Annotated in this window: 15 protein-coding genes; 10 read left to right on the top strand and 5 right to left on the bottom strand. The window is 48.3% G+C overall.

Going from position 1 to position 17,769, the window contains the following annotated elements:
* Positions 1–34: 34 nt before the first annotated feature.
* From GWK77_04520 to GWK77_04500, 5 genes are all read left to right on the top strand, one after another.
* Positions 35–1,387: a hypothetical protein gene (locus GWK77_04520; protein QHU93393.1), complete on the top strand. Its 1,353-nt coding sequence runs from the start codon at positions 35–37 to the stop codon at positions 1,385–1,387.
* On the top strand, positions 1,380–2,495 hold the full coding sequence (locus tag GWK77_04515; protein ID QHU93392.1) for an FAD-dependent oxidoreductase: 1,116 nt from the start codon (positions 1,380–1,382) through the stop codon (positions 2,493–2,495). The genes GWK77_04520 and GWK77_04515 overlap by 8 nt, the downstream gene beginning before the upstream one ends.
* Entirely contained in the window at positions 2,482–3,486 is a 1,005-nt protein-coding gene (locus GWK77_04510) for a hypothetical protein (protein ID QHU93391.1), read from the top strand. The genes GWK77_04515 and GWK77_04510 overlap by 14 nt, the downstream gene beginning before the upstream one ends.
* Entirely contained in the window at positions 3,483–4,316 is an 834-nt protein-coding gene (locus GWK77_04505; protein QHU93390.1) for a glycosyltransferase, read from the top strand. The genes GWK77_04510 and GWK77_04505 overlap by 4 nt, the downstream gene beginning before the upstream one ends.
* 82 nt (positions 4,317–4,398) lie before the next feature.
* A complete protein-coding gene (locus GWK77_04500; protein QHU93389.1) occupies positions 4,399–5,643 on the top strand; it encodes a hypothetical protein in 1,245 nt (414 codons plus the stop codon).
* Between the two features lie 632 nt (positions 5,644–6,275).
* Here GWK77_04500 and GWK77_04495 read toward each other — a convergent pair.
* Positions 6,276–7,760: a hypothetical protein gene (locus tag GWK77_04495; protein ID QHU93388.1), complete on the bottom strand. Its 1,485-nt coding sequence runs from the start codon at positions 7,758–7,760 to the stop codon at positions 6,276–6,278.
* A 103-nt stretch (positions 7,761–7,863) separates the two neighbouring features.
* Between GWK77_04495 and GWK77_04490 the strand changes: the two genes are divergently transcribed.
* The 5 genes from GWK77_04490 to GWK77_04470 all read left to right on the top strand — a co-directional run bounded on the left by GWK77_04490 (position 7,864) and on the right by GWK77_04470 (position 12,533).
* Positions 7,864–8,625, top strand: a complete 762-nt coding sequence (locus tag GWK77_04490; GenBank protein ID QHU93387.1) for an NAD-dependent epimerase/dehydratase family protein — start codon at positions 7,864–7,866, stop codon at positions 8,623–8,625.
* Between the two features lie 18 nt (positions 8,626–8,643).
* A complete protein-coding gene (locus GWK77_04485; GenBank protein ID QHU93386.1) occupies positions 8,644–9,543 on the top strand; it encodes a TIM barrel protein in 900 nt (299 codons plus the stop codon).
* 31 nt (positions 9,544–9,574) lie between these two features.
* The gene (locus tag GWK77_04480) at positions 9,575–10,393 is read left to right on the top strand and encodes a TIM barrel protein (GenBank protein ID QHU93385.1); all 819 of its coding nucleotides are present in this window, start codon (positions 9,575–9,577) and stop codon (positions 10,391–10,393) included.
* A 50-nt stretch (positions 10,394–10,443) separates the two neighbouring features.
* The gene (locus GWK77_04475; GenBank protein ID QHU93384.1) at positions 10,444–11,412 is read left to right on the top strand and encodes a hypothetical protein; all 969 of its coding nucleotides are present in this window, start codon (positions 10,444–10,446) and stop codon (positions 11,410–11,412) included.
* Positions 11,413–11,489: 77 nt separating this feature from the next.
* On the top strand, positions 11,490–12,533 hold the full coding sequence (locus tag GWK77_04470) for an NTP transferase domain-containing protein (protein ID QHU93383.1): 1,044 nt from the start codon (positions 11,490–11,492) through the stop codon (positions 12,531–12,533).
* A gap of 76 nt (positions 12,534–12,609) precedes the next feature.
* On the opposite strand, the gene GWK77_04465 is transcribed toward GWK77_04470, so the two are convergent.
* The 4 genes from GWK77_04465 to GWK77_04450 are packed head-to-tail and all read right to left on the bottom strand — an operon-like array spanning position 12,610 to position 17,752.
* Positions 12,610–13,716, bottom strand: a complete 1,107-nt coding sequence (locus GWK77_04465) for a glycosyltransferase (protein ID QHU93382.1) — start codon at positions 13,714–13,716, stop codon at positions 12,610–12,612.
* Positions 13,700–14,845, bottom strand: coding sequence for a glycosyltransferase (locus tag GWK77_04460; GenBank protein QHU93381.1), 1,146 nt, complete (start codon positions 14,843–14,845; stop codon positions 13,700–13,702). The genes GWK77_04465 and GWK77_04460 overlap by 17 nt, the downstream gene beginning before the upstream one ends.
* Positions 14,845–16,269 (bottom strand): exopolysaccharide biosynthesis polyprenyl glycosylphosphotransferase, encoded by a 1,425-nt coding sequence (locus tag GWK77_04455; GenBank protein ID QHU93380.1) that lies wholly within the window; start codon positions 16,267–16,269, stop codon positions 14,845–14,847. Before GWK77_04455 ends, GWK77_04460 begins: the two co-directional genes overlap by 1 nt.
* Positions 16,253–17,752, bottom strand: coding sequence for a hypothetical protein (locus GWK77_04450; GenBank protein QHU93379.1), 1,500 nt, complete (start codon positions 17,750–17,752; stop codon positions 16,253–16,255). Before GWK77_04450 ends, GWK77_04455 begins: the two co-directional genes overlap by 17 nt.
* Positions 17,753–17,769: the final 17 nt, after the last annotated feature.

Here is a 17,769-nt window from a genome sequence, read left to right as displayed (position 1 = left end):
TATCGTTAAGTTATGATACTATATGGTAAGTATTATGGAGCGAAAAAAGAGCATACTGTTTTTTGGAGTTGTCTGGGGAGTTTTGTTTTTATCTTTCTTTGGTAATATTTTTGGAGTCGGTTTGTGGCGCGAATGGTTTGATGGCTTTCAGCGCGACTCATCGGCTATAGTAGAAAAGACGGCTCGTTGCAAGGAAAAATCTGGTTATAGCGGGCCGCTAATCGTTGCTAAAAATGAAGATTATAATTCAGTCATGACGACTGGGGGTTGTGATGCCAGCCTGCTCAAACCGTATGCTTCGCAATATGGTCTACAGGCGAGAATAATTACCGCACTAGCACCAAACGATAGTGCGAAATTGCCGGTATATTTTAAGAAAGTTAATGTGGTTCTGTCTGCGGCCATGGCAGCTCTTATGGCGCTTGTAGCTCTTAGGGTTAGGAAATTATTTGGTTTTGTTGTTGCAGCAGTATTCGCGACACTGGTTGCATTTAGCCCGTGGATTGTCGGCTACGCCCAAAACATGTACTGGATAGAGCCGCTCATGTTTGCTCCGTTTGCCTTTGCCTTTCTGAGTTACTCATACTGTAAATCATCGAAGAAAATGTGGCTATTCTACCTCGGTGAAACCATATTGCTATTCTTAAAACTTCTGGGCGGCTATGAGTATATATCAACAATTGCTATATCTGTATTTGTACCAATCATATTCTTTGAACTCGTCAATAATAAACAAAAAGTTATCAGCCCCTGGAAGCACGCCGTCATGACATGTATCGTGGTTGTTGTGGCCTTTGTTGGTGCGTACGCAACCAACTTTATGGCACTCTCTGATTACTACCACTCCTCAGACACCGCTCTCAAGATAATTAATGAGCGGGCATCGGAGAGAGGGCTTTCGGGAATTAGAAAGATGCGAGCTCATGCTATTGGTAACTTAAAGACGCTGCTACCTGAGTCATATACATTTGCCGATCGATTTATTAATATGGAGGAGCTGGCAAAAGATAAAGGATCAACATATCAGTATCTGGCGATAAACGCCGGTAACTATGTACTATTGCCGGCACTGAGCTTGCCGCTGTCGATCAAGGGGGTGTTTGGTGAGATTGTTCAGTCGATACTCGTTTGGGTACTTGTGGGGTATTTAGTGTTATTCTATCTTAAGAGGCGACATTCATCTTTCAAGTATTATCGTTCATTCCTATGGTCGTTACACATTTCATTAGCTGGGGCACTGAGTTGGTTAATTCTTATGCCTGGACACGCTTTGCCTCACGCCCACATTAACGGTATCGTATTCTATATGCCGCTGCTTCTGTTTGTCTATATGATAGTTGGTTTGTATGTTGGCAATATGGTTAAAAAATGGAGAAAACATGCATAACAAAACGGTAATAATTGGCGGCGGTTTTTATGGATTGAGTGTAGCGCTGTACCTGTACGACACCCTGGGCGTCAAGAATATTGATATTTTAGAAAAAGAAAAACAGACAATGACTCGGGCGTCATATGTTAACCAAGCTAGGGTACACAATGGCTATCACTACCCGAGAAGTATTCTAACGGGATATCGTTCAGCGGTTAATTTTCCACGCTTTACGAAACAGTTTGGAGCGGCAATTCATTCAGATTTTAATAAATACTATGCTGTTGCCAAGCATCTATCCAAGGTTAATGCACATCAATTCAAGAATTTTGCGGATAAGATTGAGGCAGATATAGCGGTAGCTCCGCCAAACATTCAAAAAATGTTTAATAAAAATCTCATTGAAGAAGTCTTTAAGGTTAAAGAATATGCCTTTAATGCCCACGCCCTGAGAGACGACTTACTGCGGCAAATCAACGATCGTCCGGGAATAACGCTTCACACAGGTTGTCGCGTTACTATGATTGATGAAACGCCAGATGGGCTGTGCGTTGTCACTGATAGTGGCAAATTCAGGGGCGACTTCGTATTAAATTGTACGTATGCCAATATTAACACGCTTCATCGTGCATCAAATATACCGCTTGTTGGCTTGAAGCATGAAGTTACAGAGATGTGTTTGGTGAGCTTGCCGGAGCATCTAAAGGACTTTAGTATTACGGTGATGGACGGTCCGTTTTTCTCTATTATGCCGTTTCCCTCCAGGGGATTATATACACTCTCTCATGTCAGGTATACGCCGCACGAGTCATGGGTTGACAACGAGGATACGCCGGCTGAGAAAATTGACACTCACGCCTATCTCGACAAAAGTTCTTTCCAGAGTAATTACAAACAAATGTATAACGATGTGGTGCGTTTTATCCCAGCCCTCAAGGACATGAAATACGAGGAGTCGATCGTTGAAGTAAAAACAGTGCTTGTTAAGAGTGAAGATGATGATAGCCGTCCTATTTTGTTTAAGGCCAATTTGGGCTATGATGGGTATGTTTGTATAATGGGCGGTAAGCTAGATAATATTTACGATGTGTACGAGGAGTTAGACAAGCTATATGGCAAAAAATAGTTCGACTAAGACAAATAAAAAATCGAGTAAACAAGATATCTTTGTGTCGGTTATTGTCGTAACGCGCGACTTTGATGGTTTTCCCGACTATTGTCGTAGGCTCTCACAGAGATTAATGGGTAGCTACACAAATTATGAGATTATAATTGTCGATAATGATTTGAGTCAAAATAGTGTGATTGCTGTCAGTGGGCTTCTCGATGAACTGCCATGTATGCGGCTTATCCGCCTCTCTCGACAATACACATATGATATCGCCATTATCGCTGGTCTCGAAGGCGCAATTGGCGACTATGCGGTAGTAACTAATCCCACTATTGACGGCATAGAGGATGTAATGAACATTGTTGAGGCGAATAAAAAACACGATATCGTGCAAGGTGTTGCCGACATAACTACAAAGCGCCTTCTGTCAAAATCTGGTATCGGTCGCAGGTTGTTTTATTGGTATAATCGCAAATACATCAATATAGATATTCCACTACAAGCAACATATCTTATATCTCTCAATCGCCGTGCCATACGAGCGATAACTCTATCAACTCGACATGATAGCCACATTCGGCACATGATCAGGACTATCGGCTATTCATATACCGAGTATACCTATTCACCTCTGGTTGATCCTGTAAAAAAACATGGCTTCGGGCGAGGGACACTAGAGGCGCTCGATATCATTACCAGCCACTCGACACATCCGCTCCGCTTTATGTCGTGGGTTGGGTTCTTTGCCAGTGTTGTAAATATGATGTATGCGCTTTATGTTGTGGTCATAGCTCTCACCAAAAAGAATGTTGCAGAGGGCTGGGTATCGACTTCGCTTGAGCTGTCAGGAATGTTTTTTATCCTATTTTTATTTATGGTAATTCTGTCTGAATACATTGGTAAAATACTAGTAGAATCGAGACGAGATGCTAGGTATTATGTGCTTGACGAGCTAAGTAGTACAACGTCACTAGCGAACGCAGAAAGGAAGAATATTACATCATGACAAAAGCTCCGACCAACAAGCAAGATCGTATCCGCCGAGATCATCCAGAGTGGGAGTTTCCAGACTTTGAGGTAAATGAAATAAACAAGAAAAAACACAAATATTGTGTATGTATTTTTGTCATTAATGAGGGAGAGCGTGTTCAAAAGCAACTACAAAAAATGAAGCCATTAGCAAAACAGATTGATATTGTAGTGGCTGATGGTGGTAGCACTGATGGTTCACTTGAGGCTGATTTCTTGAAATCTCAAGACGTACGTGCTTTATTGACAAAAAGGGGCAAGGGTAAGTTAAGTGCACAGATGAGAATGGCGTTCGCCTGGGCTCTTTCTGAGGGTTATGAAGGAGTAGTCGTTGTTGACGGTAATGGCAAGGATAGTATAGAGAGAATTCCTGACTTTATTAAGCTGCTTGATCAGGGGTATGACCATATTCAGGGTTCACGGTTTATACCGGGCGGCAAGGCGGTAAATACGCCGCTTTCGAGAGAGATAGGCCTTCACCTGATCCATGCGCCGCTGATAAGTCTGGCGGCTGGTCAGAGGCATACCGATACCACAAATGGCTTTCGTGCTTATAGCGCAAAGCTACTCAAAGACCCGGACATTGCTGTATTTCGTGATATATTTCAAACCTATGAACTTCATTATTACCTCGCTATCGAGAGTAGTCGCCGCAAACAATATAAAACGGCCGAAACGCCAGTGGTGCGAACGTATCCGAAGAAAGGCAAAACACCAACAAAAATTAGCCCCATTAAGGGAAATATGCACGTTCTGAAGGTGTTGTTCTATGCGGTGGCCGGAAAATATCGCAAACGTAAAAAATAGCCTCTCAAGATTTCACATTCAGTCTGCGTTGGTAGCAGCAGGTATGCTAATGCTGCTCGTCATCGTTTTCTATCCTGGATATATGTCGCCCGACTCCATTAGCCACCTTGAGCAAGCCACGGGCGTAGCTCGCCTCACTGATTGGCATCCGCCAGTGATGACGCGGCTGTGGGGATTTCTGATTAGAGTAACTGGTCACATCTCATCTATGCTGATTTTTCAGCTGGTACTGCTTGTCGCGGCTATGTTTATGCTGTCGATTCTCGTGTATCGGCACACTCGTAACCGCGCATGGGCTCTTTCCGTCTACATAATTATACTACTGCCTAATATAGTGAATATTGCTGGCGTAATATGGAAAGATGTTCAGATGGCATTCAGTTTAACATTGGCGGTGCTGCTCATATGGTTCATCATAAGTAGTAAAAAATCACTAGGGCGCGTTGCTGTGTATGGTATCGTCGGACTGGCGCTGCTATTGATTCTCTATGCTGGTATCTTACGATATAATGCACTGTTTGCGGTGCTGCCCATTCTGTTTGTATTGCCGAGCTTGTTAACCAAGCGACCTCCTGTGTGGAGCGGTCTTGCTAGTGTAATAATTGGTTTAGTGGTAACGATTGGTGTTACCATTGTCATTAATCAGCCTAGCGAAAAAACTCATCCAATTACCGCTGTGCAGCTTGACGATATAGTTCACGTTGCTAATTTTGATAGAGAACATCACGGTCGGTGGTCTATGTACAAAAAAATTCATGACACCTGTCGCGATAAAACAAAAGATATCATGAATTCTTACATTATATGCACGACAGCGGCCCAGCGAGAAGTGCTCAAAAATGAACACCAAGGTGTATTTAACGATTGGATATCGACAATTATGAAACATCCAGTAAGATATGTATCGTATCGGTTGGCAACTTTTTCGATATTTCTCTTTCCGCAACCAGAGCGTATGTATATTTTTCAGCCTGGTATTGAGCAAAACCAGGTCGGTGCCGCGGTAAAGAATGAATATGCCATCAGTGGTCTAGCGGCATATGTTAAAGGCGGTGCCCAGGCGAATGTCCCGCTGATTTTTCAGCCATGGCTATATCTTGCTGTCCTTGTCTTCATTTACTATAAGAGCGGGAGAATACGAGAACAGGTACAGCGACGCTTTACACGCGCAGTGGCTTTGTCGGGTCTCATATATATCGTGGCATACTTTCCTATGGCTGTGGCGGTTGATTATCGGTATATGTATTGGTCGGTTTTTGCGGCGATACTGTCCGGACTATTCACGATAATATTAAGCCGACCAAAGAAAGAAGGCCGCCACTCGTAGCTAGCGTTTATTAATCCCTTCGCATTTATTAGCGTTATGTAGGCAGAAGTTACTTTGATAGATGTACAGGTTGTTTTGGGCGGTAACCTCGCGGTAAGATACGTCTTGTATTTCCAGTGAAACCCCTGGTATCAAACTATAAACTTTTGGCGAAATTCGTATGGATGAATCATTTGGTGCCAGTGCCACAGGGAAGCTCCAGCCCGTGTCGTATTGTGGTAGCGACACAGGATGTTTTTGTAGTGATGATCCAGATAACTCTAGGAGGTATCTCGGTAATTTAGCGGTCATGGGTAGAATGCTTCTAGCATTGTAGCGAACCGACACTTCAAACACGCATATATTGTTTGCGGCACCAGCAGTAATGACATAATCTCCGTTTGCGTCTTTTTGTATGTGGTGTTTCGGATGGCTCGTCTTTTTCTGTGCCGCAGTACCCGCCCGGCGTTTCCACAAAACATGAGAATCATTTGTTGCAATGATAGTGTAGTTATCCTGAAGCTCCTTATAAAATGCCCAGTGACGAGTCCACAGCCACTCCTCATACTTAAAATATGAGGGGTTTAGGGTTATGACGTAATCAGGCTTTTGGGTTATAAAATCTTGAGTGTAGTGATTTCTTCTGGCGGGGCCTAGGGCGTGTATAATATAGTCTTCACCCCCCGAAGATCCATTCTTCTGTTGGCGAATCGAATCATAAACACTGGTATAGGTAGACCAGACACGTGCCCCCTTTCAATATGTGGAGCAAAGGCCTCGAGGCGCTTCCTCCAGGCGGTGCTGACATATTCAGCATCATCAGTAGAATGCCTGGCCTTTCTTGACTCAGTAATAATGTGTCTTAGCGGCATCCAATCAATTTTTTGTAGAAATACCGCAGTGTTATATCCTAGGGCGATGATGCTACCAAGCAACAACCCGAATGCTAAGACCGAGAAGCCTTTACCTTTAGTGTTAGGAGTCGATTTTTTTGCTTGGATCAGGTTATATATCACATGAGTTACTATCGCCACGAGAATAACTCCTGCCGCCCGCTCCAGTGGTATGAGCTGCGCACTGGGCGCCCAGTAACCAGTGGCAGAAACAGCAAACACCACCAGGCCATATAGTAGCAAGATAGAGAAAACGAACGTTTCTTTTTTGGACAGTAGAGCTTTCTTTACACCAATTATATAGGCAACAATACCGCCGATAATGATGGGCAGCATGTAGAATAGCATTCTGTTGGTGAATAACTGATCAAGATTGCTTAATTGCAAAAAACTGTTCGGCGGAGCGCCAAAGTACCATCCTTGGTCGCCTGAAACTTCAACGAGTGCATAGTAAAGTGCCTCGTGTGCGTGGCCAAGCGTCATAATTGAAAGCACGACATATGTGGCCAGTGCTACACCACATAACTCGCCAACAAACGCCAGCACCCGCTTTTTTATCGTTTCCTTGGAACGAATATACTGAATTACCCTGATGAGCACATAAGCAAGCATAAATGCTAGACCCTGTTCGGTTCCGCAGGCGACGGAAATCCCCATGAGGGTATAGAGAATAGGATAATAAAAGTCGACTCTCGTCTTATGTTTACCGATATTAACATGCCAGTTTGGGTGCCATAACATAAACGCTGCTGCAATGAATGGAAAGGCCGTCCTGAGACCCAGAAGGGAATTACCCGCCCAAATTGCATCGATGCACAGTAGGGAAATGACGGTAAATATACTTGTTGTAAAGACCGCTTTCTTTACATTTTTGAAGTAAGCCCAAAATAGCAAGAAAGACGAGATGAGGAATATGAGTGGTGATACTAGTAACTTTGCAACCTCTACAGCAAATAAGTTGTGCCCCATGATGTAAAACAAGGGGAAATGAAGCAGGGGAACTCCTACCCCGTGAAAGAATGGAAAGTCTCGTGCTAAAACTTCACCATCAAGTAATCGACGGAGGGGGTTGTATAGCTGGAACGTTCCATTGGCCGCATAGGAATCCATCACCAGGCCATTCCCGAGAGCTGCGAACACAGCGTAGCCTACGAAAACCAACAAGTGGGCAATACTTACAAATACCGCGGTAAAAAGCAGCGCTTGTTTAAGAGTTATCTGGCCTAAAATTTTAGGTTTCTTCATAGTACCTAAACCATTCTATAATTGATATTGTCGCATGTCCATACTGGGCTATCGTTGAGTTTTATATAAAATCTGACATAATTGTAGCCAGGAGGAATATACTATGAAGACTGCCTTAATTGGGTACACCGGATTCGTCGGTGGAAATATAAAGAGTCAACACGAGTTTGACGATTATTATAACAGCAAAAATATAGCTGACATTGAAGGTCAAGAGTACGACCTGGTGGTGAGTGCCGCAAACCGTGCTGAAATGTGGCGGATTAATCAGGAGCCAGAGGTCGACCGCGCGGAGATTGAGGATTTTATTTCACATATCAAAAAGGTAAAGATCAAGAAACTCGTCCTGATTTCAACAGTCGGTGTTTATAAAAACCCGAATGGCGCTAACGAAGATACGCCCATTGAAACCGAAGGGCTTTTGCCATACGGAGTTAATAGGTATTATCTTGAGCAATTCTGTCGTGAGAACTTTGACACAACAATTGTTCGCCTGCCGGGGTTATTTGGTGACGGGCTGAAGAAGAACGTTATTTATGATCTGATGAACAATAACATGGTTGAGAAAATCCATGCTGATGGTATGTACCAGTACTATAATCTCGCCAATATTTGGCGCGATATCACCATTGCTTTAGAGAATAATCTGCCACTGGTTAATTTTGCGACGCCACCAGTCAGCACGCGGGAAGTCGCCAAGGTTGCCTTTGGTATAGAGTTTACCAACACACCAGAAGGAGTAACACCGGCCTACTGGGATATGCACAGTAAATATGCTGAGGCGTATGGCGGTGAAGGTGACTATCTATACACAAAGGAGCAAGAGCTGGCAGGCATCAAGGAGTTTGTTGCAAAAAATAAGTAATCATGGTATAATGCGAGCATGAGTTCAAAGGAGTCAATGAAGCTTGCCATCTCGAATATTGCCTTTGGTAAAGATCAACAAGCAGCACTGAAGTGCGTGTCGCAGAGTGGTGTTGAGGGGCTGGTGATTGCACCGCCGACAATCTGGTCGGACCTACCGGAAATCACTAATTTCTCTGAGCGGGAGCGCAAAGACCGCCTCAAAACTATGGAGCGGGAGGCCAGAGAATACCGCAAGCGTCTCGGGGGTCTCGGTCTAACGGTTGTTGGGTTGCAGTCTTTGACGTATGCCACCAAGGATATGGCACTTTTTGGCAGTGACCATGAACGCGAACGTCTAGCGAAACATCTAGAAGTTCAAGCTATACTCGCCGGTGAGCTCGGTGCAGATTCGATGTCATTTGGCTCGCCAGCGCTGCGTAAACTGGGGGGTCGTAGCTATAAACAGGCCATGGAGGAGGCGATCAGGTTATTTGCTAGGGTTGCTCGTACGGCCGCTCGTAATAGTACACAGCTAGCAATTGAGCCGTTGTGTGGCTATGGCAATGAGTTTGGTATCACACTAGGGCAGGCTGAGGATCTGACTTGTCGCATTGCTGATGGGCTCGAGACGGAGAACCGTTTGGGGTTCGGAATTCATCCTGATGCAGCGGCGATGTATGGCGCTGGGGACGCGCCGGGGGATTTGGCTTCACTGATCCATAACCATAGAGATAGTGTACGCGGTATTGATGCCAGCGCTCCGGAGCTGAAGCGGCTTTCACTTGCGCCGGAGGTTCCCCAGGGAGGCTATATGGATGCTCTCAGAGGGGCTAATTATGATGGTTGGGTATCAATCGAAATGAGAGGTCCTTTGAACCCGAAGGTTCTTAAGGAGGAGATCGAAATCTTTAAAAAGCAATGTGGTCTCGCGGCATAGCCCATAGGATAAATAGTGGTATAATTACCATATGAAACTAGCTATATCAAACATCGCATGGACAAATGAAGAAGAAGCGGACGTCGCCGCGAGACTGCGGGAGCTTGGCGTGCGCTATGTCGAGATCGCGCCGACGAAGCGTTGGGATGATCCGACCAAGGCAACTCCCGAGCAAATTAACGAATATGTCGAGTGGTGGCGGGGGTATGGTATTGAGATTGTAGCCTTTCAGTCGATGCTGTTTGCGCGCCCTGACCTAAAGCTGTTTGAATCAAGCGAACTTCGCAACGAGATGCAGCAATATATGGCTGACTTTTTGCGGTTAGCTGGGGATATGGGTGCTGGTCGGCTGGTATTTGGTTCACCAAAGAATCGACAGCGCGGTGCGATGTCAGTAGAAGAAGCGGACAGCATCGCAAGCCGTTTCTTCGCCGAGCTCGGTGATGTCGCCAAGCGGCATAATACCATGCTCTGTATCGAACCAAATGCACCTCAATATAATTGTGACTACGTGACAACAGCAGACGAAGGCGCGCGGCTTGTCCGTATGGTTAACTCAGAGGGAATCGGTCTGCATCTTGATACGGCGTGCATGGCGCTGGCTGGTGATGATATTGGCGAATCGATACGAAATAATGGCGATATCTTGAAGCATTTTCATGTTAGTGCTCCGATGCTTGATCGAGTTTATAATCGAGACGATGTTGATTATCGTGCCGCAGCTGATGCGCTAAAACACATTGGCTATGAGGGTGTTGTGTCAATCGAAATGCGTCCGGGTGAACAGGGAGAGAACGTGAAGCGTGTAGAGGACGCAGTATCGTTCGTGCAAAGCGTTTTTGAAGTGTAAGAGGACTGATCTGTCATTGACAAATTAAACTTATATGTTAAAATGATAGTATGACTGAAGTTAAGAGGCCTTCTATAGAGGGAGCACCGGTTGTTATAGTGACGGGAACAAAGTATAAGCGTAACGATCTCCGTTACGACCTCGCGCGCACGACCGTAAAGAGATGTGTCAAAGACCATGAGCTGCCATGCGTTGTGGTTGATGCGTCGCCTGATCCGCTTATTGCAAAGGACCTCGGTCAGCTCGGGGCTGCCGTAGTATGTGTTAAACCAGAAGAAGGAGGAATTCCCAAGCAGCGACAGATTGGTGCGAGGTGTGTACTAGATCAAGGTGGAAATAAAATTATCACCTCCGAGCCAGAGAAAACGGGTATGCCAGATTTTGCAGAAGAGATTAGTAGGACGCTGGATGAGTTTTCAGTCGTCGTTATTGGGCGGACAGAGCGTTCAAAAGAATCAATGCCGCCATTCCAGCGGCGTACCGAGGAATTGATCGGCTGGTTATTCGAGTATATACTAGGAATGCTGGCGGATGCGCTCGCTGGTCCACGGGGCTATAATCGTCAAGGGATGCAGCACCTATTAGATTATCCTTCAGATGCACCGGGAATGAACAACTGGTTATATATGTACTATACTGTTCTGGCGGCAATGGCTAATGGAGAGCGTGTCGGTGGAACTGAGGTCGACCTGATGTATCCAGAATCGCAGGTTAAGCAGGAAACAGATAATCTTGATTTTGACAGAAAGCGCGACGAACAAGCTAGAATGCAGGCCCACGTATTACTAGGAAAGAAGTCTGAGGCTCCTCAGCACTATAAAGCCGAGATACAGCGCATCAAATTGCTGAGCGAGCTTGATACTGATAAGGACACGCTACGCAATGAGATACTAAAAGAGCTTACATTAATGCCTAAAAAACCAACGATCGAGCGGATACAGGAGTTCTTTGGTAGGGTAGAAGCTATAGCGATGTTATTTGGCTACGAGGGCGGTGTTGACGCCATTGGGTCCCGTTAGTAGTTCGTTGTGATATGGGTGCGGGATCCTCTAAAGAATAGGTGGTGTTTATACCCCTAACTCGGTATACTAATAGTATGATAGCTGTAATTATTGCCGGTGGTTCAGGCACGCGTCTCTGGCCACTCTCAACCTCCACTCAACCAAAACAACTTTTGGCGTTAACTAGTGAGCGCACCATGGTCCAGCAAGCCTATGACCGGGCCAGAAAGCTCGGTGACACCGTTTATGTGGTGACCGAGGCCAGCCACGCCGGGGCGCTGCGGGCCCAGCTACCCGAGCTGCCGGACGAGGCCTTCTTGATCGAGCCGGGACGGCGGGGGACGGCGCACTGTATCGTATTGGCCCTGGATTATATTAATCGCCACCGTGACCGGACTGAGCCGATTGCCTTTATTCACTCTGATCATAATGTGCGTGACACCCAAGGGTTTGCTCGTTCGTTTGCTACGGCGGGCCGGGTATCGACCGAGCAGCAGTGTATTACGCTGATCGGCATTGAGCCGACCTTCCCGTCGACTGGCTTTGGTTATATTCAGCGCGATGGGGTGATTGATGTTCAAGCGGGCGTCTATAATGTTGAGTCGTTCAAGGAAAAGCCTGATTACGAGACGGCGAAGCAGTATGTTGAGTCGGGAAATTATTTGTGGAATTGTGGCTACTTTGTTGGCTCAGTTGACGTGTTTAGGAATGAAATGCAGCGGAGTGCTCCAGATCTGTGGTCAAATTACCAGACGTTAGCGTCAATTGCTGACTTTGGTAGCGAGGCTTACAATCACGCGTACCTGGCGCTAGATAATCAAGTTATCGACATCGCCCTGATCGAAAAAGCTCATCAGCTGGCTATGGTATCGGCCAGCTTTGACTGGATGGATATCGGTAATTTCAAGGATCTACACGACGCGGTTACCAAGGATGAGGCAGGTAATTACGCATATGGTGACAACGTTCATACCATTGATGTCGCTAATACCTATATTCGCAACGAGCAGCCGGACAAGCCGGTGGCGGTGATCGGCCTTGATAATGTAGTGGTGGTTAACACACCAGACGGTGTGCTGGTGGCACGGCGGGATGTGGCCGCCAAGTGTGGTGACATCGCAAAGCAGTTGCAAAGATAGCCCAGCAGCCGAGCCACGACCTAACGACTATGATTACAAATGTAAGTATCTAGTGTGGATAAGCCAGGATCATCCGCTATGAGTTGGGTTCTTTGCGGCCATACTGCTCATATACTGCCAGCGTCTGCTCGGCCATTCGCTGCCACGAGAAGGTTTTGACGTGCTGTTTACCCTTCTTGATGAGCTCACGACGTCGCTTCTCGTCAGTCAGAAGTTCGTCAATTGCCCGCGCCATGTCCTCGACGCTATACGGATCAAAGTAGTGAGCTGCCTCGCCATGGGTTTCTGGTAGGCAAGTGGCGGTGCTCGAGGCGACCGGTGCGCCGTGCAGCATGGCTTCGAGGCCGGGTAGGCCAAAGCCCTCGCTTAGTGACGGGAAGCAATACACAGCTGTATGCTCGTACATCCAGCGCAGTTGCTCGTCCGACACAAAACCGGTGAAGACGACATTTGTAATACCGCGTTCGGTAACGTATGCTTCATGGCGAGCGTAGTTACCGTCCTTTTTGCCAGCTAACGCCAGTATCAGCTCGGGGTGTTTTTGTTGCAATAATTCAAATGCGTCAATTAGCCGCCGCAAATTTTTATGCGGTGTCGGTCGGCCAATATACATGATGAACTTTTTTCCAACCAGCTCCTTGACCGGATCATTGCCCTTTGGTAGCTCGTCGGCGGACTCAAGCGTTACGGTAATCTTATCTGGACTGACTCCGGTAAAATCCACCAAGTCACGCTTGACAAAATCAGAGATGGTGATGATATGAGCCGACTTTCTGGCGACTTTTTTGTTGACCCATTTATAAATTTGCTGCTTCACCCAAAAGACCACCGGGTTCTTGTCGGGGTTGTTGAACCGAACGGTGGTGAGGTCTTGCATGGTGGTGACGACTGGGCTGGCGTGATACCACACGGGCTGCTGAACCATTGCAAAATGCACGAGATCTGGGCGCAGCTCCTCCAGCTGCTTCTTAAAGCCACGTTGCTCGGCGAATGAAAATTCAGCAAATGGACAGGTGACTTTTTGAAAGCGCGGGTTGTTGGCCTGCCAGCTATCCATGTCCTTTGGCTTGAGCAAAATAATGTAGTCATTTCGGTTGTCGATTTTTTGTAGATAATGAATCAGCCGTTCGACGTAACGGCCGGTGCTCGTTCGCAGGGTGCGAGCATCAATGGCGATGCGCATGAGTGTTCCTCCATTCGTTGGTTACAAGTTTCTTTATGGCGAGCGTAAAGGCATGTTCAGCAAATGGTTTAGCGGAAGCGGCGATGGCCCGCGGCGAGATCTGTTGACCAGGCAGTGTCTGGAGCGTTGCTACCAAGCTCTCAACTGTTTGTTCAGCGAAAAACCAACCGTTCTTACCGGGGCTGATATAATCCAGTGCGCCACCGGCCTGGTATGCTACCACCGGCAGTCCAGCGGCCAAGGCTTCAACTGGTGCTACACCAAAATCTTCGTGGGCGGTAAATAGGAATAGGTCGGCCTGCTGAATGGCGGCAGCCCGGGCCTCGTCACTGACGTAGCCAAGGAAGCGCGTCGATTCGCCCGCCAGTTTCTCCAGCTGCTCACGGTCAGGCCCATCGCCCATGATGTCGAGCGGCCAACCAAGCTGCTGACAGGCCTGAATTACCAAGTCCAGCCGCTTCATCGGCACCAGTCGCCCCCACACCAGGCAGCGCGGCCGGTCGGGTAGCGTCACAGAGCGCGGCCTGGTTTTTGCGAGTGCCATAAAGCTGGTTGTTTGCACCGGCGGAAAGACAACGATGCTGTCTCGGTCATAGAATTGCTTGATATCAGCTTGAATGGCGGTGGAATTAGCCAAGAAAACATCAACGTGCTGCGCTGCCTGGTAGTCACGCCGTCTGAGGGGTCGGACCAGCAGCCGCAGGCCCAGTCGTGCCAGCCACCGCGGCCGGAAGCTCGGTCGACGCAGGTATTCCTGATAGTGCCGCCAATAAAAATGCGTTGGCGTATGACAATAACAGATATGTCGTTGATCGGGACGGGTGGTTCGGATAAACTTGGCCTCGCCGTTACCAGAGCTGGAAATGATAATATCAAATTGCCCTAAATCCAGCCGCGCGAACCACCGCTGCCTGAGCACCGGTAGTAGTCGCCTGAGCTGGGCAAATGGCCAATGCTGCAAATAACCAGTTACCACCTTGTGATCAAGTTTTTTTCGCCACGTTTGGGAGCAATACGAGGTATAAATTGGGGCGTCAGGATAGAGCCGGTGTAGCGCCAGGACAACCTGCTCGGCGCCACCGCCATACAACCAGTCGTGAACGATCGCGATGGTCGGCTGGGTGCGCATCAAGACTCCTTCTTAAAGATGACCAGGCAGGTCTTGAGAAGAATGGTGATATCCAGCCACAAACTCCAGTTTTGTACATAATAGAGATCCAGCCGCCGCCGCTCTTCAAAGCCGATGCTGCGCCGCCCCGATACAACCGCTAGGCCAGTCAGGCCAGATTTGACCGTCAGCAGCGTGTGCTTTTTCTCGTAATTACTCAGCTCGTGCGGCACCAGCGCTCGCGGCCCAACGAGGCTAATATCGCCCTTGATAACGTTAAATAACTGCGGCAGTTCGTCGAGGCTAAACCGGCGAATGAAACGACCGACTGGCGTGACGCGAAAGTCGTGGTTGAGCCTATCACCGTTCTGACGATATTCGTCGATCAGCTCCGGCCGGCCGATCATCGCGAACACCTCCTCGTCAGTTTTGCCGTCAAACTTGGCGTAGTGCGAGCGAAATTTATACACCTTGAATGGGCGATTAAACTGGGTCAAGCGTCGCCGCTGCTGCCCATGCATCAGTACGGGGCCGCGCGGGTCGCCGAGCTTAACGGCGATTGCCACCAGTAGCATAATCGGCGAGGTAATGATAATGCCGATGGTCGCACCGATGAGATCCATCAACCGTTTGACCACGCGTCCGTAGCCGGTGGCCAGCGGCGTTGGGTGAATGTACGCTAGCGGCACGGAATTGATAATCTCGACCGTATGGCGCGCCGTCATCAGGCCGTCGAGGGCTGGCGCTTGATAAAAATCGAGATAGTGCTGCTCCGCCAAGTTATAGTGCGCTTCGCTGCGAGCAGTGTCGGTCTGAATAATGGCGTCAATTTTATCGCGAGTCAAGGCCGATGCCAATGTCGAGCGCCGCAAACCCTTGAGCCGTGGCGGGATGAGTCCGTCTTTAGAAATAATAGCACTGAGGTGAAAGCCGGTTGAGGGATGGGCGCTGATAAACTCGGCCAGCGTCCGCGTCGATTCGGCGTTGCCGACTAGCGCCACGCGCTTGATACCGATGTTTTTGCGCAGCAGATGCAGCCGCACGATATTGGCAGCGCTACGCAGGATGAGCAAGATGACAAAGCTGATGATCAGCGCATAAATTACCACCATCTTGGCCGGAAAGAGCGGTGTGTTGCTAAAGAAGCTAAAGGAAATCATCATCATGATGCCGCAAACCGCCGCCATACCCAGTCGCCAAAATTCACGCAGCGGATGAATATAGTGCTCACGGTCGTATAGCCCAAAAAACGAGAACAAGACAACCCACAGCGGCAGCATCAGCACAATCGACGTGATAAACTCCAGCGCCCCGATTTGTACATGGAAAGGCCGCGTGTCGAGTGATACGCGCATGATGTATGCCGCCGTGAACGCACCAACTAGCGCCAGTACGTCCAGCCCGATCAACACCAATTTGAAGTAAAAATCAGAGTTCTTCTTCATGGCCTTTGGGGTGATTATACAAGAAAATACCAATCCATGCAAGGCAATGCACCGAGTTGATCAAGCTGCCAAAAAACCAAAAGTGGATAGCGATAGCCGTTGTTAGCAGTAAGGCGAATCGCCCCCACGGTTTTAGTAGCCATCGGCCACTGCGCCATAGTGTGACGGCGAGCAGTATTAGTAACGGCAGTATACCGACAACACCGATGTTACTTAGCAGCAAAACGTAGAAAATATACACCGTATGATCGGTCGACACCGGTTGATGCAGCTGATGTTGGATAAAACTGCCGAGATTGCCAAGGCCGGTCCCAAAGAGTATGATACGCGGATTTGACGCCCAGGCTCGGAGTGCCAGCCGAGCGGCGTTGAGTCGGTCATTAGCTGAGGCGGCGACGAAACCCGATGGTTGGAAATTGGCTGATGGTGCGAGCGGGTTTGGCTGGGTGACGGGTGGTGACGGTGATGATTTCGGTGCCGTGGTCTCGTTGGTTGGTGGTGCTTGCGGTGAGGGTGTGCTGCCTGGCGTCGGGATGGTATTTTTCTGCGGTAATTTGATGCGGCCGAGCGACAACTGGTCAAGCATGCTCACAGCGGTATTATAGGCAATGTGCGGCGTGTCGTGATAGCGAATCACCGCTGAGACCAGTAGTAGGGTACATCCAACCACGAATCCGGCCGTGATGATGCCGAGTTGACGCCACGCATCGTGATGAGATGCCCGCGCCGCGTCAGTAGTATTGTCCCTATTTCTCCCGCACCGCTGCCAGCAGCGGACAACGCCGTACACGATACCCGCGCCAATTATCGCGATAAACGCGCCGCGCGAAAAGGTGAGGCTGATCGCCACGCTGCTACCAAAAACGCTCCAGCCTGCTAGTCGCCGCCTCTCTCGCCAGCACAGTCCGACGAACAGGGCTGGTAGCAAGCTACTTGCTAAAAATTGCGGCTCAGCGGCAAATAGATTGATCCTGACAAAGCCAAACACGCCGGCGTGACAACCCGAACAGAGCGTACCGAACGCCGTTGGTTCAATATGGGCGATGATGAGCTGTAGCACCGCTAACACACCAAACACGATGCCGCTCCACAGACCAATTGTCATGAGGCGTCGCCGATCGCCCGCCGATAGTGACCGGTACATCAGGGCAGCACATACCGCGGTTATTAGTAGCAATAAAAGCGATGCCGTATATAATGCGGTACGCGCTCGGACATAGGATAATAGCAGCCCAACGATACTAGTGATAGCCAGCATGCCAATGCCGAGCCACCACCATCGCCCTCGAGGCCGCAGTCGCTGGCGCACCATTATACCGAGACCGCAGCCAACCACGCCAATTACCGCCACTTGATATAGTCCGATGCGAAACGACGGAAAATCGAGCATCGCCAGGCTGATGCTCGGCTGTAGTGACAGTGCGCCGCCAAACAGCACGGCGGCCAGCAGCCACACATATGTCGTCGATGATATTCGCTTCACCTCTTTAGTATAGCGCA

The organism is Candidatus Saccharibacteria bacterium oral taxon 488, assembly GCA_010202645.1.
Taxonomy (GTDB): domain Bacteria; phylum Patescibacteriota; class Saccharimonadia; order Saccharimonadales; family Saccharimonadaceae; genus Nanosynbacter.
This window is presented reverse-complemented; position numbering and strand designations above follow the sequence as displayed.